This is a genomic window from Flavobacterium mesophilum, assembly GCF_039581405.1.
Classification (GTDB): Bacteria; Bacteroidota; Bacteroidia; order Flavobacteriales; family Flavobacteriaceae; genus Flavobacterium.
Map to the genome: position 1 here is coordinate 504,218 of NZ_JBCPXZ010000004.1, position 19,910 is coordinate 524,127.

At 33.5% G+C, this 19,910-nt stretch carries 16 protein-coding genes; 6 read left to right on the forward strand and 10 right to left on the reverse strand.

All coding sequences use genetic code 11. The annotated features are described in order from the left end of the window. Positions 1 to 46 precede the first annotated feature (46 nt). The 4 genes from AAYQ19_RS15540 to AAYQ19_RS15555 all read left to right on the forward strand — a co-directional run bounded on the left by AAYQ19_RS15540 (position 47) and on the right by AAYQ19_RS15555 (position 5,963). Positions 47 to 3,163, forward strand: coding sequence for an efflux RND transporter permease subunit (locus AAYQ19_RS15540; protein ID WP_343537478.1), 3,117 nt, complete (start codon positions 47 to 49; stop codon positions 3,161 to 3,163). A 194-nt stretch (positions 3,164 to 3,357) separates the two neighbouring features. After that, on the forward strand, positions 3,358 to 4,848 hold the full coding sequence (locus AAYQ19_RS15545; protein ID WP_343537479.1) for a TolC family protein: 1,491 nt from the start codon (positions 3,358 to 3,360) through the stop codon (positions 4,846 to 4,848). A gap of 154 nt (positions 4,849 to 5,002) precedes the next feature. Beyond that, positions 5,003 to 5,563 (forward strand): Crp/Fnr family transcriptional regulator, encoded by a 561-nt coding sequence (locus AAYQ19_RS15550; protein WP_343537480.1) that lies wholly within the window; start codon positions 5,003 to 5,005, stop codon positions 5,561 to 5,563. Between the two features lie 73 nt (positions 5,564 to 5,636). Continuing rightward, positions 5,637 to 5,963, forward strand: coding sequence for a DMT family transporter (locus AAYQ19_RS15555; protein ID WP_026728926.1), 327 nt, complete (start codon positions 5,637 to 5,639; stop codon positions 5,961 to 5,963). A 74-nt stretch (positions 5,964 to 6,037) separates the two neighbouring features. Here the strand turns inward: AAYQ19_RS15555 and AAYQ19_RS15560 are convergent, their stop codons facing one another. The 8 genes from AAYQ19_RS15560 to AAYQ19_RS15595 form a co-directional block, all read right to left on the reverse strand. Then, positions 6,038 to 7,174, reverse strand: coding sequence for an FAD-dependent oxidoreductase (locus AAYQ19_RS15560; RefSeq protein WP_343537483.1), 1,137 nt, complete (start codon positions 7,172 to 7,174; stop codon positions 6,038 to 6,040). Positions 7,175 to 7,224: 50 nt separating this feature from the next. Continuing rightward, the gene (locus tag AAYQ19_RS15565; protein WP_343537485.1) at positions 7,225 to 7,992 is read right to left on the reverse strand and encodes a helix-turn-helix domain-containing protein; all 768 of its coding nucleotides are present in this window, start codon (positions 7,990 to 7,992) and stop codon (positions 7,225 to 7,227) included. A gap of 16 nt (positions 7,993 to 8,008) precedes the next feature. After that, on the reverse strand, positions 8,009 to 9,391 hold the full coding sequence (locus AAYQ19_RS15570) for a glycine-rich domain-containing protein (RefSeq protein WP_343537486.1): 1,383 nt from the start codon (positions 9,389 to 9,391) through the stop codon (positions 8,009 to 8,011). A 7-nt stretch (positions 9,392 to 9,398) separates the two neighbouring features. Beyond that, positions 9,399 to 9,902 (reverse strand): endonuclease V, encoded by a 504-nt coding sequence (locus tag AAYQ19_RS15575; protein ID WP_343537488.1) that lies wholly within the window; start codon positions 9,900 to 9,902, stop codon positions 9,399 to 9,401. Between the two features lie 7 nt (positions 9,903 to 9,909). After that, the gene (locus AAYQ19_RS15580; protein WP_343537489.1) at positions 9,910 to 10,710 is read right to left on the reverse strand and encodes a hypothetical protein; all 801 of its coding nucleotides are present in this window, start codon (positions 10,708 to 10,710) and stop codon (positions 9,910 to 9,912) included. Positions 10,711 to 10,725: 15 nt separating this feature from the next. Further along, a complete protein-coding gene (locus tag AAYQ19_RS15585) occupies positions 10,726 to 11,949 on the reverse strand; it encodes a hypothetical protein (protein ID WP_343537491.1) in 1,224 nt (407 codons plus the stop codon). Between the two features lie 121 nt (positions 11,950 to 12,070). Continuing rightward, positions 12,071 to 13,402, reverse strand: a complete 1,332-nt coding sequence (locus AAYQ19_RS15590) for a sensor histidine kinase (RefSeq protein ID WP_343537493.1) — start codon at positions 13,400 to 13,402, stop codon at positions 12,071 to 12,073. Between the two features lies 1 nt (position 13,403). Beyond that, positions 13,404 to 14,750: a sigma-54-dependent transcriptional regulator gene (locus AAYQ19_RS15595; RefSeq protein WP_343537495.1), complete on the reverse strand. Its 1,347-nt coding sequence runs from the start codon at positions 14,748 to 14,750 to the stop codon at positions 13,404 to 13,406. Between the two features lie 274 nt (positions 14,751 to 15,024). On the opposite strand from AAYQ19_RS15595, the gene AAYQ19_RS15600 reads away from it, so the two are divergent. Both AAYQ19_RS15600 and AAYQ19_RS15605 read left to right on the forward strand, forming a co-directional pair. Beyond that, the gene (locus tag AAYQ19_RS15600; protein WP_343537497.1) at positions 15,025 to 15,735 is read left to right on the forward strand and encodes an ABC transporter ATP-binding protein; all 711 of its coding nucleotides are present in this window, start codon (positions 15,025 to 15,027) and stop codon (positions 15,733 to 15,735) included. Between the two features lie 4 nt (positions 15,736 to 15,739). Continuing rightward, the gene (locus AAYQ19_RS15605; RefSeq protein WP_343537499.1) at positions 15,740 to 18,151 is read left to right on the forward strand and encodes an ABC transporter permease; all 2,412 of its coding nucleotides are present in this window, start codon (positions 15,740 to 15,742) and stop codon (positions 18,149 to 18,151) included. Positions 18,152 to 18,237: 86 nt separating this feature from the next. Here the strand turns inward: AAYQ19_RS15605 and lpxA are convergent, their stop codons facing one another. After that, positions 18,238 to 19,017, reverse strand: a complete 780-nt coding sequence (gene lpxA, locus AAYQ19_RS15610; protein WP_343537500.1) for an acyl-ACP--UDP-N-acetylglucosamine O-acyltransferase — start codon at positions 19,015 to 19,017, stop codon at positions 18,238 to 18,240. Between the two features lie 63 nt (positions 19,018 to 19,080). Then, positions 19,081 to 19,644 (reverse strand): Crp/Fnr family transcriptional regulator, encoded by a 564-nt coding sequence (locus AAYQ19_RS15615; RefSeq protein WP_343537502.1) that lies wholly within the window; start codon positions 19,642 to 19,644, stop codon positions 19,081 to 19,083. Positions 19,645 to 19,910: the final 266 nt, after the last annotated feature.

The following is a 19,910-nucleotide window of genomic DNA, read 5'->3' on the forward strand; positions in this document are numbered from 1 at the left end:
CCTGTAAAACAGTTATTTATTTAATTATTTATCTAAAAAATTTAAAATGATAGAGTTATTTATCAGAAGGAAAATATTGTCATTAATCATCTCGGTTATGATAGTCCTTCTGGGATTGCTGGCGTTGTTTCAGCTCCCTATTACCCAATTCCCAGATATTGTACCACCGTCTGTAACCGTTACAGCAAAATATACAGGAGCAAATGCAGAGGTTTCGGCCAATGCGGTCGCCCTTCCGTTAGAAAGAGCCATAAATGGAGTTCCCGGAATGACGTATATGTCAACCGTAACTTCCAATGATGGTTTGACTTTAATTCAGGTTTTCTTTGAAGTAGGAACCGATCCCGATTTGGCTGCCGTAAACGTGCAAAACAGAGTTACAACGATTCTAGACGAACTTCCAGAAGAGGTTATTCGTGCCGGAGTTACGACTGAAAAAGAAGTAAACAGCATGTTGATGTACTTGAACATTACAAGTACCGATAAAACTCAAGATGAGCAGTTTATCTTCAACTTTACGGATATTAATATCCTTCAGGAATTAAAACGTATTGATGGTGTCGGTCGTGCCGAAATCATGGGACAAAAAGAATATTCAATGCGTGTTTGGCTAGATCCAGAAAAAATGCTTTCGTATAATATTTCGGCAAATGAAGTAATTGCTTCACTTCAAAAACAAAATATTTCTGCCGCACCTGGTAAAGTAGGTGAAGGTTCTGGACAAATGAACAATCAATTACAATATGTAATTAAATATGGCGGAAAGTTCTTTGAACCAAAACAATACGAAGAAATTCCATTAAGAGCCAATCCAGACGGAACAATTTTAAGATTAAAAGACATTTCTAAAATTGAATTTGGTGCCATGAGTTACGGAATGGTTTCTAAAACCGACGGAAAACCTTCTGCATCGATTATGTTGAAACAGCGTCCGGGCTCAAACGCTTCAGAAGTAATTGCCAGCGTAAAAGAAAAAATGAAGGAATTAAAAGGCTCTTCTTTTCCTCCCGGAATGGAATTCAACATTGCGTATGACGTATCTCGTTTTCTTGATGCTTCGATTCATGAAGTATTAAGAACTTTGGTTGAAGCCTTTATTTTAGTGGCATTTGTCGTTTTCCTTTTTCTTCAAGATTGGAGATCGACCTTAATTCCGGTATTAGCAGTTCCTGTCGCACTTATTGGTTCGTTTACCTTTATGTCAATGATGGGATTCTCGATCAACTTATTGACGCTTTTCGCTTTAGTACTTTCTATCGGAATTGTGGTCGATAACGCGATTGTTGTTGTCGAAGCCGTTCACGTAAAAATTTCCGAAGAACATATGTCGCCAATGGATGCTACAATCAGCGCCATGAAAGAAATTACGGGTGCCGTTATTGCAATTACCATTGTAATGGCTGCCGTATTTATTCCGGTTGCTTTCTTAAGCGGTCCAGTTGGGGTTTTCTACCGACAATTTTCGTTGACAATGGCAATTAGTATTGTGATTTCGGGTATTAACGCCCTTACGCTTACTCCTGCCCTTTGTGCTATTATGCTGAAAGCGCACGACCCGAATAAAGAGAAAAAATCGCTTTTAGATCGTTTCTTCCACAGATTTAATCATTGGTTTGATACTATTACTTCAAAATACATCAAAGTATTAGTAAAATTTGCTGATCGTAACACGGTTACAGTTGGTTTACTAGTGCTGTTTTGTATTTTAACTTGGGGAACGACAAAATTCTTAGCATCGGGATTTATCCCAACGGAAGATCAAGGTATGGTTTACGTAAGTGTTACAACACCACAGGGAGCAACAGTTGAACGTACTGAAAAAGCGTTGGACGAAGTGACCAAAATTGCAAAAGGAATTCAAGGTGTTGACAACGTAACGACTCTTGCAGGATACAGTATCGTAACTGAAATCGCTGGAGCTTCGTACGGAATGGGAATGATCAACTTGAAAGACTGGAGCGAACGTGATATTTCTGTAACCGATTTTATGGCAGAACTTGCTGAAAAAACGAAAAACATTACCGACGCACAAATCGAGATTTTTGCACCGCCAACCGTTCCAGGTTTTGGTAACACGAGTGGTTTTGAACTTCGTTTATTAGATAAATCTGGAGGAAGTATCACCAATACCGATAAAGTAACTAAAGAGTTTATCAAAGAATTGAATGCTTCGCCAGAAATTCAGAACTCATTTTCAAGTTTTGACGCCACTTTCCCACAGTATTTAATTCATATTGATTACGATTTAGCGGCTAAAAAAGGCATTTCGGTTGATAATGCTATGAGCACTTTACAAACGATGTTAGGCTCTTTTTATGCGACCAATTTTATTCGTTTCGCCCAAATGTATAAAGTAATGGTTCAGGCAAGTCCGCAATTCCGTCAAAATCCGGAGAGCATTTTAGATATGTATTTGAAGAATGATGCAGGCGAAATGGTTCCGTTTTCTACTTTCATCAAATTAGAAAGAGTTTATGGTCCAGAGGTTTTAACGCGTTACAACATGTATATGTCGGCGATGATTAACGGTGAACCTGCTGAAGGTTACAGTTCTGGAGACGCTATTGCTGCAGTTGAAAGAATCGCTGCAGAAAAACTTCCTAGCCGTTTTGAATTGGAATGGTCTGGTATGACGCGTGAAGAGATTCTTTCGGGTAACCAAACCATATACATTTTTGCGCTTTGTATACTTTTCGTATACTTATTATTGGCAGCACAATACGAAAGTTTATTGCTTCCGTTCCCAGTATTATTGAGTTTGCCTGTTGGAGTTTTTGGTTCATACATCGCACTTATAATGGTCGGATTGGACAATAACATTTATGCCCAAGTAGCGCTCGTCATGCTGATTGGTTTGCTCGCCAAGAACGCTATTCTGATTGTTGAATTCGCCATGGCACAAAACAAACTCGGGCGCGATATTGTCGAAGCAGCGATTGAAGGAGCCAGACTTCGTTTCCGTCCTATTTTGATGACTTCTTTTGCTTTTATTTCAGGATTGATTCCACTATGTATCGCTTCTGGTGCAGGTGCAATTGGTAACCGTTCGATCGGAACTGCTGCTGCAGGTGGAATGTTAATCGGAACTGTGTTTGGTCTTTTAATTATCCCAGGACTTTATATACTGTTTGCGAAATTGGAAAAACGAATGAGTAAATCTTAATGCTTAATTTTTTTAAACACATAGAATCATAGGATTTTGAAGGCTTAGAAAGGCGTTTTCACTTCTTTTAAATAAACATAGAAAAGCTATGTGTTAGAAACTAGTTTCTTTCCATTCCTTTTTAGAGAAGAAAAACCTATGTTTCTATGTGTTAAAAAAACTAAACGATAGATTGAACAAAATAAATTAAAACAATGAAAGAGATATTAAATCAATATAAAAATGCTGATGTGCAGTTTCTAAGGACAACCAAAAATGCTGTTGTAATAACCGGAGTTTTACTTTTGACGGCTTGTTCTGCACCAAAAGTCAGCAGTAAACTAGACGCGGCAAAACTTCCAGAAAATTTTGATGCGCAACGAAAAGAAGTTTCTAAAGATGATTTTATTCCATTAAAAACCGAAACCTTTTTTAAAGATCCGAAATTAGAAGAATTACTAAAAAAAGCCATTGCCAAAAATCCTGATTATTTAATCATGCAGGAAAGGATTTTAATCGCCAATTCGCATTTAAAAGTGGCAAAACTGGCACTTCTTCCCTCTTTAGATCTTGTTGCAGATGTTTCTGGAACGCATTTCGGAAAATATACTATGGAAGGTGTAGGTAATTATGACACGAACTTTTCTCAGAATATTACTGAAAAACAAAGAATCAACGAAGATGTTACGCCTAATCTATTTTTAGGAGCGAAAGTTTCTTGGGAAGCTGATATTTGGGGAAAACTAAGCAATCGTAAAAAAGCGGCGCAACAACGATTTTTTGCTTCTCAACAAGGAATGCGTTTGTTGCAAACACGTCTTTTAGGAGATGTTGCCGACTTGTATTTTAAACTTATAGCTTTAGACAAACAAGCTTCGATTTATGACAACAACTTAAAAACGCAAGAAAAAGCATTGGATATTGTTTCGGCCCAAAGATCTGTTGGAAAAGCTACAGAATTGGCTGTACAACAGTTTAATGCCCAAAACAATAACATTCAGGCTGAAGCTTCAGAATTAAAATTAAGCATTGATCAAACTGAAAAAGCTTTATTAACTCTTTTGGGAGAATATGGCGGAAAAATTGACAGAAGCAACGATTTCTTGGCTGGGCATTTAGAGGTTTTAAATCAAAAAACAAGTGTAGATTCTATCATTCACAAAAGACCAGATGTTTCTGAAGCATATTTCGAATTATTAGCGAGCAATGCCGATGCAAAATCAGCTCGTGCTGCTTTTTTCCCAACTGTAAATTTGGGCGGTTATGCCGGTTTCAATTCTTTTTCGTTCAATACTTTTTTTGATTCTGGCTCTTTTGCTTGGCAATTATTGGGTGGTTTAACAGCTCCGGTTTTCAATAAAGGACAAATTAAACAGGAATTTTATGTTTCGAATAGAAGGCAGGAAATTTCATTTCTTCAATATCAAAATTCGGTTACCACTGCTTTTAACGAATTAAGTGCTTTATTGCATCGAAACGAAGCTTTTGAAGATGTTCTAAAATACAAATTGAAAGAAATTGATCATCTCGAAATTGCAGTAAATGTTTCGAATGATTTGTATCTGAGCGGTTATGCCAATTATCTGGAGATCATCAATGCACAGAAAAATAAATTACAAGCCGAACTTGACTTTGTTGACATTCAATTACGAAATGCTAATTCACAAGTTCTATTGTATAAAGCTTTAGGCGGCGGAATTAATTAGTTTATATATTGGTCAAAAATGCTTCTGTTTATAATAGCTCATCGCAGAAGCTGTTTTATATCCCATTTCAAATTGAAATGGGATTTTTTTATTAAAACACCTTTCATTTCCCGTTTACTTTTTACCTTTATTCTAAAATACTAAAATTCCGTTGATGGATATTTTCAAAATTCTTGATCAAATACATGAACTTCCCGAGCAGTCAAAATTGGCTTTGCAAAATAATGTCTCTGAAATTGCTTTCCAAAAAGGACACATTTTACTACGAGCCAACAAAGTGGAATCTAATATTTATTTTATAAAAAAAGGATTAGTTCGCGCTTATGTAGAAAGAGATAATGAAGTTACATTTTGGTTTGGAAAAGAAGGCGAAACTGTCATTTCAATGAAAAGTTATGTGGAAGATCAGCCAGGATATGAGAACATCGAGCTTCTGGAAGATTGTGAATTATACGAACTCAAAACTGAAAATCTAAGAAAACTTTTTAATGAAGATGTTCATATTGCAAATTGGGGACGAAAATTCGCTGAAAAAGAATTAATAAAAACCGAAGAACGCTTGATTTCGAAGCAATTCAAAAATGCTTCTGAAAGATATTTGGAATTAATGAAAGACCATCCCGAATTATTGCAAAGAGTGCAATTAGGACATATTGCTTCCTACTTAGGAATTACGCAAGTCAGTCTAAGCAGAATTCGCTCTGAGATAAAATAATTGCATTTTTTATCATTTGTTAAATTTTTTCTGCTTTTCATAAAGGAACTTTGCACCACAAAATTTTAACTATATGAATTGGATTATTTTAATCATTGCTGGTCTATTTGAAGTAGCCTTCGCATCATGTCTTGGAAAAGCAAAAGCAACCACTGGAACCGAAATGTACTACTGGTATATTGGCTTCTTTATATCATTAACGGTAAGTATGCTTTTATTAATGAAAGCGACTGAAACACTTCCTCTTGGAACTGCTTACGCGGTTTGGACAGGAATTGGAGCTGTCGGAACTGTATTGGTTGGTATCTTTGTTTTTAAAGAGCCCGCAGCATTTTGGAGATTATTTTTCTTAGCAACTTTGGTTGGTTCTATCGTTGGTTTAAAAGCGGTTTCACATTAAAAATATAGTTCTTTTTGTTTCAGGTTTCAGGTTTCAGGTTATTAAACTTAACGTGAAACCTGAAACTTAAAACTCTAAAATCGCATAAAAGAAAAATCTTTTTCGCGCATCATCAATTCATTTTTACAAGTTTCTTCTTGCGCTTCTTTGGCATAAACAAACATTTGTTTTTCATAATCTGCAACTGCACTTTCAATAGTTTCGAATTTATTGCTTGTTAGATTTTCAGCTAAAATCATTGCATCGACCAAACCGATATTTACGCCTTGACCTGCAAATGGCGGCATTAAATGCGCTGCATCACCTATAAGCGTGAGAGGCAAAATGCGATTGTTTTTCCATTCTTTTTCTAATGAAATCTTCTTGGTTGGCAATCCCATAAACAAAGAAGTCGCGTAAAATAATTCTTTATAGGATTCGCTCCAATCTGAAAATCGGTTTTCGAGAAAAGAAGCAATTTCTTTGGTATTTTTAAAATCCAATTCATTTCCTGAACCCCATTCTTCAGGCGTTTTAAAAATCACATTATAACTCAATGAAGATTTATTTTTTGGATTTGCAACCAATAAATTCCCATCAAAAGCCGACATCAAAATATTGCCATCGCACATTTTCAGAAACTCTTTGCATTTAATTGCAGCTTCCAAAACTTCGCCTTGAATCATATATGTTCCAGTTTCTTCGACTTCGGCGTCGGTAATACATTTTCGAATTGTAGACATTCCTCCATTTGCTCCAATTACAAAATCGGCAGTTTCAGTCTTTTGATTTGCAAAATGCAAAATCCAATTTTCTTCATTTGCTTCAAGTTCGGTTATTTTTCTGTTCCAAATTACAGTGTCCGCTTTTAAACTTTCGAGCAATAACGTTCTCAAATCATTTCTGTTGATTTCTGGATTGTCGTGCGCTTCTTCAGCAGTAACTTTTCTAGAATTTAAAATGTTGCCTTTTGCATCAACAACTGTTCTTCCCATCGAAATTGCTTTTGCAAAATAACGTTCTAAAAGTCCCGCTTTTTGCATCGCGTCCTGCCCCGAACCTTTATGCAAATCCAGTGTTCCGCCCCAAATTCGGGTTTGGGCACTTATATCTCTTTCATAAACTTTTACGTTTATTCCTTTTTGCTGTAATAATATTGCCATCGTCAAACCAACGGGGCCTGCACCAATTATAGCAACTTTTTTATTTTGAAGTAACATATTTTGTATCATTTAATTACGATACAAAATTGCGAAGAAGGCTGTTTTTAAAATAGTAAAAATCAGTCGTTTTTTTGTGGAGGCAGTTTTTTTATTGCCAAAATATCCATGAAGCGTTCATCTTTATTTTTACTGAGTTCTTTTGGCGTCACACCAGAATATTTTTTGATTTCTTTGATGAAATGATTTTGATCTGTAAAGTTCAATTCCGGAAAAAGTTTGCCTTCGCTTAAGTCTTTAAATGAAGATCCGAAACGCAAAATCTTGCAATATTCTTTTAATGAAATTCCGTATTGCTGATTAAAATACCGATTGATCTGGCGACTGCTCCAAAACACTTTTTCAGAAAGTTCTTTTACAGAAATTGTCCCATGTGAAGTATAAATCAATTCAAACAGTTTCTTCTTTCTTTCATCAATGGATTTGACTGAAATTGAGTTTATTTTCTGCGTTACTTTATTTCTAAAACGCTCTAGACTTTCCCTATCATTTTCATCAAATTGCCAAAAGTCATTCGGAATTACTTTTCCTTCATTCAAAACATCTTTTATAGAATCTCCAAATAAATATTCTACAGCCAAAAGCTTAAAACCAACCGAAAATATTTTAGCATTTTCCGCAATTATAACTTGAGCTGGTATTGTATCAAGTCCTCGAATTGACATTTCCCAATCTTCTGAATTCATTTTCATGAGCGTCAAATCCACCATTCCGTTTGGCAAAATTGTTCCAGGAATATCCTTTCCCGTTTTGTTTTCCACCATCCAAAAACTGTGAACAAAATGCGAAATAGAATCTTCTGGTAAAAGAGATTGGATTTTCAATTTCATATTCAACTTGATTTAATTAATCTCCGCCACAACCTCCGCAAGAGCTACCACACGAACTCCCGCATGAACTCCCGCATGAACTGCCACAAGAGCTCCCGCAAGAAGTTCCACAACCGGAATTACCGCTGGAAGAATTGAAATTATGATTGATGTGCGCCGTAAGCGGAATAAAAGAAACTGCAATTCCCCCGTATAAGAAATAGTTCCATTGCCAATCGTAACCAGCATTATTAGCAATTCGTTCTTCTTCGAAACTAGAAGGTATGGTTTCAAGAAATAGATAATTGCTCATTTTCTTGAAATAATAATTTGAAACGCTCAATAAAATAATCATTACCACAACTATATTTTCAACAGCTTTTCCTCTCGAAACTCCAATTAAAATTCTGCTAAAACCAATGCTTAAAAGTAACCCAAAGACAAGCAATACTATTTTATAAATTCTTAAAAACTGTTTTGAATTCAAAATAGTATCGCGAATTTTCCCAACAGCATTTTTAAGTTGTCCAAATAACGGTTTACTTTTGATGATTTGGTTGAGTTGCCAATACGGCATAAAATCATATTCTTCCATGATCTGAATAATACAATTTTCGTAGTCATTATTGGTTAAAGTCGCATTAATTAGCTTTAATTTATTACCGATAACTTCTACTCTTTTAGTTTCAATTAAATTATTTACAACACCGTGAATTACAAAATCCAATCGATCCTTTTGCAAAAACACCAATTCAAAAGGTGTAAGATGATTGATGATTAATTTTCTTTTTAAATCTTGCATCAGTTTCGCACAAGAATTCTTTACAAACTGCATCAAGAAAATAATTCCAATCGCAAACAAGAAGATATAATAAATATAAAAATCAGGGTTATCGATTTGGACTAAAATTGGTTTGAGGAATAATGAAATAGGATAAATAAAAAGTACCAGAGCACCTAAAAAAACTATTTTCAGCATCCCGAAATTTAAATTGGAAACATCCAAATCAAGCGACTCCAGCGGATTGGCGTATTCCCAGAATTCCTTTGATTGTGTCCCAAAATGCAGTTCGTATAATTTTTTAGTTGCCTCTTTTGCCTTTCTGAATTTCTCAAACTCCGCTTTATTATGTGTTGACGGAATATGTTCAATTTTCTTAGACAGAATCGCACATAAATCAGAATAGGATTTCGTAAATATCAAATGCTGGTGCCATACAATATCAACAACTTCTGAAGGTGAAACCATTTCATTAGAAGTTCCCGCGAGGTACATGAATTTTTTATACTCCAGAATAGCTGCTTTTGTAAAATAAATCGTCCAACCATTTTCAGAAGCCAGTCTAACCGAAAATCCATATTCTTCTCCAGGATTATCAAGGTCAAATTTTTCAATTTCAGACCATAAAGCTGTATTCATATTTGTTTCAAAGTTCTTTTGTTAATCGATCCATTTCCTTCAATAAAGTCGGAATTCGAAATTCGCCATGCATACTTTCAATTTTCTGAAATGCATCTTCCAAATCAATTCCGATAGAAGTTACATACAAAGGCTTTTTGCTGTCGCCTCTAAACAATGGTTTTTTATCTTTTTCTATACTGGCAAAATTGGTTTTGGCAACGCCAATAATCGGAATTTCTTTGTTTAACTTTTCATATAAATGTCCACCTAAACCGTATTTTTTATTGTCATCTAAATATACAAAACCGTCGACAATTATAATGCTCACTAACTTTAAGTCAATATTATTTAATAAACTGAGAATACAAGGCAATTCTCTTTTATAAAACTCCCCCGGAATATATTCTGAAACATTATCGATAATTTCAGTGTGAACTTTGAAATCTGTACTCTGGTTCCATTCTGTAAATTCAATGCAGACCGTTTTGGCTTTATTATCGTAGTAATAGGTATCGAAGGCTAAAATCATATTGTTGTTAATTATTTTGTTTTGGAGGCAGAATATCTCCTAAACTTAAAGTATAAGGCATTTTAGGATATTCAAAATTAATGTTATTATTTTCTTCTCCTCTTAATTTAAAAAACTCTTTTTTTTGCTCTTCATCAGCCAAAACTAATAATTGTCCATCCGGAAAATACGGTTTTTCATCATGAAACTGAATAAAGTTTTTTGATTTTCTAAAGGTAATTCCAAGCCAACGATTATCTGATTCCGATGATTTTAATCCCGAAAAAGATTCCAAAACAATTTTATGAAGATATTTAGTATTGGTAGCCAAGGAAAACAAAACCACCGAGTTGTGTTGAAGTAGAATTTCAAATTCTTCTTCGGTTTCTTTATTTTTTATTTTAAGTCGTCGCAAAAGCCTCTCTGTCAATTGAGACGGATTTTCGTAACAAGTAAAAAGACCAATATAAGAATCGGCTTCTAAATCCATACATTGATCTGAATGGTATTTCATTTTACTGTAATTACAATCGTATATTTCGATCAAAGCATTATTAAAATCCAATTCCGCTAATTGATTTGTAAAATCCTTTTGAATCGAATTGTTTATACTTTGTACAATTTGTTGGTGAATTGAACCAAAATCATGAGCTGGTATCGTATACAAAGTTGTAGTTCGAACAATTGGAATACCTTTTTCAGCTATCTTAACCAAATGGTTTCCGATTCTACCTTTGGCAACATTTTCAAAATCAATTGAATTTGACAATTCATCAAATACATTTTTTTCTAAAGAAACTGTGCTTACAAAGAAATCCTGATGATTCATTTTCTTTAAATCTTTTTAATAAATAGGTTTCTCGTAATCGCCTGAATTCATACTGAAATAAATTTTTCCGTATTCCACATTCTTCTCTGTACTATTTTCTTCGTAATAAGAGTTTCGCAAATTTACCATGTCATCAGAACTCATTTGCTCCAATTTTATTAATTCATTATTTTCTTTGATGAAAGTTTGATCATCCATAAAAACAGCTTCCAAATTAGAACATCTAGCCACATAACCCAATCTCACAGGAATTTGATCGACATTTAACATTGAAGGCCTGATTTCATGTGTGTAAAGTCTATTAGTCGAAAGAGGAATTAAAAAAGCAGAGTTTGGATATAATGTTACGCTGAATTCTTTATCTAAATTTTCATCTTTTACACTATCTTTCAATTTAAAATGCAGTCTTGTTAAGCCGCTTGTTTGTTTGTAACACCAGTCATATCTGTCATTTTCTGATTTCTTTAGCTGATCAAAATTAGAATTATCATAGAAAGTCGTAAAAGCGATAAGACCATCTTTAGGCATATCTTTTGTTTTATCAGAATGCGCTTTAATCTTCGATTTTACATCCTTAGAATTTTCGCTACTCTTTACTTTGTTCTCATAAATTTGCGCCAATACATGATTCAATTTTGTTTCTTTTTCAAAACAATATTTAATCGAATCATTTAAAGTATTTATAATAAAATGATCCGTTTCACGGAAATTATCTGTTGGTCCAGTAAAATTACTCGAACATCTTAGAAGGCGATAATGCAGTTTTTCTTTGGCATCAGCTTCTTCTTTTGCGATATCGGTTAAATAAATACCTGTTCGCAAAGCTTGCGATCCTTTGTTTGATTCTGTTAAATTCTGAAAAGCATGTTCTGATTTTATTTTAGAAAAATAATCCAATTCTGTAAACATTTCTCTGAAATAAACTCCAGCATTAGAAACCACAATTGGAACCTGACCCAACGTAATTATATGTATGTTTTTATTTATAGAATTTTCAAAATGGGTAGAAAGTTCTTTTATAACAAACAAATCAGCATCAATTTCTTCGAGCAGATTTATATCACCGCAGATATAAATCTTTTTATTTTCAGTTGAAAATGGAATTTCAGAAAAGTTTTTTACAACTATTCCGCAAAAATTATCTGTTACATATTGAGTTTCTTTGTTTTCATTCTCTCCTAAAACAACAAGAATATTTTTGTCTTTAGAAATATTATTTTCAAAATTTGATTGTATCATTTTAAATTAATTTCAATAAAATATTAAACTCGCACTTCACTATAATAGCACGTTCCCAAAGCTAATATCATAAATTTAAAGATAGGATTGTCAAAATAAAAATCATTTTAACAGAAAACACCTATAAATTCTCAATCAAACAAATCTCAAAAACTGTTTTACCACTTTCACTTTTATAATTGATGTAACCACCGTGCGCTTCAATAATGTTTTTAGACAAAGTCAAACCAATTCCGGCGCCTTCATTTCTGGTGGTAAAAAACGGCAAGAAAATTTTGTTTTCGATTTCTTTTTCGATTCCAATTCCGTTATCTGCGATTTTTATGAAAGTTCGGTTTTCTTTGGCTTCCGCCGAAATGAAAATCTGTTTTTGATTAATATTTTTAAGCGCATTTATAGAGTTCGTCAAAAGATTTATTAGAACTTGTTCTATTTGTTGCGCATCAACAGTAATGGAATAATCAAGCGAAACCGAATTTACAATTTCGATATTTTCTTTCTTGAACATTGGTTCCATAATATCGAGACAATTGTTCATCAGATCTTTCAATTCAATTTTTTGCTTTTTCGGCGAAGGCAACATCGCGAGTTTTCGATAACCTTCAACAAATTTCTGCAAATGGTCACTTCGTCTGAGCATGGTTCCGACGCTGTTTTTTATATCTTCCAAATCTTCAGAAGACAAAGAATCCTGCTCAACCAAATCTTGTAAATTTTGACAAATGGAACGAATTGGTGTTATCGAATTCAAAAGCTCATGCGAAATTACTTTCATCAAATTGACCCAAGCTTCTTTCTCTTTTTTCTCGACTACATTCTGAATCGAATCCAATAAAACGATAAAATAATCATTTTCAAAAATCTCCGTGCGTGAAGCCTGCAAAACAAAAGTTTGCGAATTTTGTTGATTGATGCTGATTTCAATCGAAGTTTTTATTTCCTGAAAATCATCTTTTTCAATAATCTCACACAAGGATGGCAAATGACTTTTAAGGTATTTCCACTTCGAAAATTTCGGAACATTGAAATGCGTCGAAAAATAATCGTTCATCAAAAAAACATTCCAATCGCTTTCCTGTTTTTGCAGAATAACAATTCCGGTTTCGATATTATTTAAAATCGAAGTGTAAATAATATCTTTTGAAACCTGTTCGTTTCGTTTGTTTTTCAAAATATCATACAACTGAAACAAATCATTTTTTTCTGTTTTATGCTTCGAAAAATCAGAACTAAAATCATTTTGAATGATTGAAGAAATGGTTTTATCATAAAGCAAAATGATATTTTTTACATAATTATACAATTCAATAATTAGAAGAAAAACAATTAGAAAACCAAAAATTGGCGCAAACACAAAGTTGATTTTATGGAGATAAATCGAGAACTCAATTCCAGCCAAAATCAAAATTAACCGCAAGAAAAGAAGTTGATATGTTTTTAATGATTTGAGCATATTAATTGGTGCTGATATTATATTTTTCTAAACGGCGATACAACGAACCTCTGGATAATCCGAGTTCTTCGGCGGTTTTACTTATGTTGTTATTATGTTTCAAAAGTGCTTTTTCGACCGTAGCTTTTTCAACCGAAGAAAGCTGAATATCATCTGGATTTTCATATTCAGTAATTTGTTCCAAATCCAAATCGGAAACTGTGATTTTATTGTTTTCGCAGAGAATTACCGCGCGCTCAATTTTATTTTCCATTTCGCGAATGTTTCCGTTCCAAGCGTGTTTTTCGATTTGTTCCAACACTTTTTTGTCGAAAACAATTTGGCTTCGACCGTATTTTTCACTGATTTTTTCCAAAAGATATTCGGCAAGTGGAATTTTATCTTCAATTCTTTCGCGAAGCGGAGGCAAAACAATTTCCATTGTATTGATTCGGTAATACAAATCTTCTCTGAAATTTTTATCGGCAACTTCTAGTTTTAAATTCAAATTTGTTGCCGTAATAATTCGCACATTTAAAGGTCTTGCTTTTGTTTCACCTAATCTTGTCACGGTTTTGGTTTGAATAACCTGCAACAATTTGGATTGCAAATGAAGTGGAACATTTCCGATTTCATCTAAAAAAATAGTTCCGTTTTGCGCCATTTCAAAACGTCCGGGCGTATCGGTTTTCGCATCGGTAAAAGCGCCTTTTGCATATCCGAATAACTCACTTTCGAAAATATTCGAATTCAAAGCACCCAAATCGACATTTATAAAAGGCTGATTTTTTCTTTCGGATTGCGAATAAATATGATGTGCCAAAACAAATTTTCCGGTTCCGTTTTCACCGAGAATCAAAACATTAGCATCGGTTTTTGCGACTTTGTCTGCCAGCGAATACGCTTTTTTAATTATTTCAGAATTGCCAATAAAAAAGTCATCCACAATTTCTGGAGTTTTAATTTTCTTTTGTTCTTTCCGAGCTTTGTCAACTGCTTGTTTTACCGATTCTAATAGTTTTACATTTTCCCAAGGTTTCAAAATATAATCAAAAGCGCCTGATTTTAAGCCTTCAACGGCGGTTTCAACTTTTCCAAAAGCCGTCATTAAAATGACAACCGTTTTCGGCGAAAGCGTTTTTATTTCTTTCAACAAATACAAACCCTCTCTTCCATCTTCAAAACCAATTCTGTAATTCATATCCAACAAAACAACATCGATGGTATTTTTTGCCAATAATTCAACAATATTTTTCGGATTATTAAGCGTATAAATGTTCTCGAAATACTTTTTCAGATAGACTTTCGACGCAAAAAGGATGTCTTCTTGATCGTCGATGATTAAAATTGAAGCGTTTGTCTTTTTCATTTTTGTTCAGTTTTGGACGAAAGGTGTCCAAATGTGGACAGTGAAACTTTTTTTCGAAAAATAAACTTATAAAAATAAGGCACTTACAAAGTTTAAATTTTTGGCACGAAAATCATATTTACATCAGTAAATCATTAATAATTAACCCCTTTCAAAAGTAAAAATAACAAAAAATCGCATTGTTAATTATCTTAATTTTCAGTCGTGTTTCTTTTACTTCAAAAGGGAAAATATTTTAAAAAGAAAATCAATCAAAACTAAAAACATCAATTTTATGATTACCATCAACAAGCTTTCAAAAGTATTTAGAACTGAAGAATTAGAAACCAGAGCATTAAGCGAAATTTCATTAACCATTAATCAAGGCGATTTTATTTCGATCATGGGACCTTCGGGAAGCGGAAAATCAACTTTATTAAATATTGTCGGGCTTTTGGACAGCGCTTCAGACGGAAGTTACGTGTTACTTGACCAAGAAATGGTAGGTTTAAAAGAAAAAGCAAAGGCAAAAGCCAGAAAAGAAAATATTGGTTTCATTTTCCAGAACTTCAATTTAATTGATGAATTATCGGTTTATGATAATATCGAATTGCCTTTGATTTACAACAACGTTCCTTCTTCAGAAAGAAAACAAAAAGTAAATGAGATGGCTAAAATTCTAGGGATTTCTCATCGATTGAAACATTTTCCGCAACAACTTTCGGGCGGACAACAACAACGTGTCGCGGTTGCAAGAGCCTTGATCAATAGCCCGAAAATTATTTTGGCCGATGAACCAACCGGAAATCTGGACAGTAAAAACGGAAATGAAGTAATGGAATTACTAACCGATCTTCATGCCAGCGGTTCCACAATTTTGATGGTAACACATTCTGATTATGATGCTTCTTTTTCGAAAAAAACCATTTTGATGAAAGATGGCGTTATTCTTTCGGAAAAAATGAATCATAGAAATGTTGATGTTTTGGTAACTTCTAAAAACTAGAATCATGCTCAAAAATTGGATCAACACATTTTTTTATCACATCAAAAACAGCAAACTGTTTTCGATTCTGAATATTTTGGGATTATCAATCGGAATGGCGACGTTGATTTTTGCGATTCTATTTTGGAACGACGAACATTCGTACGACCAATGGAATCCAGAAAAAGATAAAATTTATTCGGTTTTAAATGATATTGGCAACAATAATGTTTGGGCTTCAAACGCGGGTACACTCGGACCACTGATAAAAGCCGTTTCTTCTGACGTAGAAAGCTATTGCTATTTTTATTCTGAATATGCTAAAGACGTGATTTCATATAATGGAAAAAAAGAAGTTTTGAACAAGATTTTTACGGCTCAAAGCAATTTCTTTTCCTTCTTTCCGTACAAATTTATTCATGGAAACGGCAAAACGGCGATTCAAGACCGAAACAGTATTGCCTTATCTGAAGAAACTGCTGCACGTTTGTTTGGAACCGAAAACCCGATGGGGAAATTAGTAAAGTACAATGGACAGATTTTTACAGTTCGCGGTGTTTATGAACTTTCGGAAAAATCATCTGTAATGCCCGAAGCTGTTACAACCGTTATTGAAGATGATCTGAAAAAAACAAAAGATCAATGGACTTATCATTATGGATTAATGCTGAAAATCAAAAATCCAGATGCGACCGAAGGCGTAGTAAAAAGCATAAATAATTTATTCTTCGAAAATTGCACAAAAGTATACGCAAAACAAGAAGGTTTAACCGTTGAAGAATTTATAAAAAAGTACGGTGATCCCGTAAAATCAAGCTTATTGCCTTTGTCGGCCGCAAAATTATATACCGGAAGCCAACCTTTTGCTGAGCCAAACGGAAATATGCAATACCTTGTAATTTTAATGGGGCTGTCCATTTTAATTTTATCACTTTCGATTGTCAATTATATTAATCTGGCAACGGTAAATGCAATAAAACGCGCTAAAGAAATTGGAGTAAGAAAAATTACTGGAGCTACAAAAGGACAAATTGTAACTCAGTTTGTTTTTGAAACCGCATTGATCACGATTTTTTCTGCGTTACTGGCTTTAGTACTTGTCGAAGTTTTGTTGCCTTACTATAATTCATTTTTAGATAAAAATTTGGTTTTAATAGGAGCTCAATTCTATACGCAATTAATCATAATTACGTTGCTTGTAATTCTTGTTTCTGGAGTTTTACCCGCTGTTTACGTATCAAATTTTGAAGTTTTAAGGGTTTTGAAAGGAAATTTCTCCCGAAGCAAAAAAGGAATTTGGCTTCGCAACGGAATGTTGGTTCTACAATTCGCAATTGCAACTTTCTTTATCATTGGCTCTTTTATTGTTTACAAGCAGGTAAATTTTATGACAGAAAAAGATTTGGGTTTCAAAGGAACTCAAGTTTTGGATATAACCTTCAAACCTAAAAAGGGAAAAACGCAATACGAAAGATACAAAGTCATTAAACAAGAAGCCTCAAAAATAAAAGGTGTCGAAGCTGTTTCAACGGCATTGTTTGCAATGGGATCTCAGGAAAATTCATGGTCGAGCGCAAATTATAAAAACCAAAAACCATTTTTAGTTCAAGAAATGGCAATGGATTTAGACATGCTGGATGTAATGGATATTAAACTTATAAAAGGACGAAAATTAAATCCTGCGATTTCTTCCGACACGATTTCTTCAGTTCTTATAAATCAAGAAGCTGCTAAAATGATTCCCGAAAAAGATGTTTTGAATAAAATTATTTTATGGAGAGAAGAAAAAGTCAAAATTGTTGGTGTAGTTAAAAATTTCAATTATTTCGGACTTGAAAGCCGGATTGGACCAATGGTTTTCTTTTATGTAACCAAAATTAATGGTGTAAAAGATGATATCAGACATATTTTCATCAAAGTTAAATCTGAGGACATTCCTCAAACTGTTGCTGACATTAATAAATTTTGGACACAAAAAGTGGATTCTGAATATCCGTTCGAATATAATTTTGTCGATAAAAACTACGCTCGAAATTTCAAGAAATATGAAAATCAAAGAAACTTATTTGCCTTATTAAATATCATTGTAATCCTGATTGCTGTTTTTGGATTGTTTGCTCTAGCTTCTTTTTCAATGGAAAGAAGATTGAGAGAAATCGCCATCAGAAAAACACTTGGTGCCGAAACCAATATGTTGCTCAAGGAATTGTCAAAACAATATGTATTATTCTGTTTGATTGGATTCTTGATCGGAATTATTCCAGCTTATCTTTTATTGGAAAAATGGCTCGAGAATTTCGCTTTTAGAATTGACATACCGGTTCTGCCGTTTTTAATTGCTTTTGTGTCTTTACTGTTCTTGACACTCGCAATTGTTTTGGCGAAAGCCTACCAAGTTACCAAAGTAGAAGTTTTACGATATTTAAAATACGAATAAATCACTCCTGAACTTTAAAGGGCAATTATAAATTCCGTTTTAAATAAGCAGGCTTCAATAATAGTAATTTGAAGCCTGTTTTATTTTTAAACTAAAAAATCTGCACCTTTTACAATTCCTCTCTTTGAAGTTTTAATGAAGTTTAAAATTAGATTTCGTTCTTCAGTTGGCGAAAATTCATTCTCTACATATTCTAAAGCCGATTTTGTATTTCTTTTTTCCTGAAAAATGACTCTATATATTGATTTTATCTCTTCGATTTTTTCCGAAGAAAATCCTCTTCGTCGTAAACCAACAATATTTAGACCAGCATATCTTAATGGTTCATGAGCGACTGTTATAAATGGAGGAATATCTTTTACAATTCTACTCAAACCACTAATCATACTATGGCTTCCAATCCGTGAAAACTGATGAATAGCGGTTAATCCACTAATATTTACCCAATCTTCGGTAACAACTTCTCCCGCCATGCCTACACTATACCCAATAATACAATTATTGCCAATGGAACAATCGTGTCCTATATGAGCATTTGCCATAATCAAATTTGAATTTCCAATACGAGTAATCCCTTTTGAAGAAGTCCCGCGGTTTATGGTCACATTTTCTCGAATTACATTATTATCACCAAGTTCAAGTAGCGTATATTCGTTGTTAAATTTTAAATCCTGCGGAATTCCGCCAATCACAGCTCCAGAATGAATTTGGCAATTATTCCCAATTCGCGTACCATTTAAAATAGAAACATTATTACCAATCCTTACATTATCGCCAATAATAACATCATTTTCGATTGTTATAAAATTTTCAAAATGAGCATTTTCACCAATAATTGCGCTCGTACTTACTACAATATTTTCCAAGTTTCTTTATTTAAATAATAAGCAAATATTGAAAAAAAGAAAATTAGTTTTTTTGACCTAATGTCAAATAATAGAAGCTCTAATTCTACTTAAAGTTTCCTGGCTAACTCCAATTAAAGAAGCAATATGCATGAGCTTACCTTTTTGAATGATTTGCGGAAAAGATTCCATTAGAAACAAATATTTTTTTTCAGCATTCATCACACGAAACAAATGATGAAACTCATTAATCTTAGAAAGATAATAACGTAGTTGATTAAGATGAAATTTTAAAAATAAGGGATATTCCAATAAAGATTGTTCATCAGAATAAGAAAGAGAATAAACTGTAGTCTCTTCACAAGCCTGAAAAATCTCAAAAGAAGGTTTTTCTTGAAAATAACTGCTCATCGAAGTCACAAATTGGCCATCGGTATAAATCCACTTCGTGACTTCATTGTCATTTTCAAAGCAAAACCTTCTAATGGCACCCGATTTAATAAAATAAATTTTTCTGCAAACTTTTCCTTCCTTAATGATGAATTCGTTTTTCTTAAATTTTTCAATAACAAAAAATTTTCTAATAGCTTCTTCGGTTGTAGTATCAAGTTTTTGAAAAGAATTTATAACTGTTATTAACTCATCCATTGGGCAAACATTAAAAGGCAAATTTATCAATAAATTTAAAGAAAAGAACTCCACAAAGAAGGAAGATACTTAAAGATAAAATTATTCCATTTTAAGGCTTAAAAACAGCTTTAAAAACAAAAGTTAAATGAATACTTTAAGTTTACTGCAAAAAAAAACTCCAATTAGCAAAAGCTAATTGAAGTTTTAGTACTCAGAGCGGGACTTGAACCCGCACGAACATTGCTGTTCACTGGATTTTAAGTCCAGCGTGTCTACCAATTTCA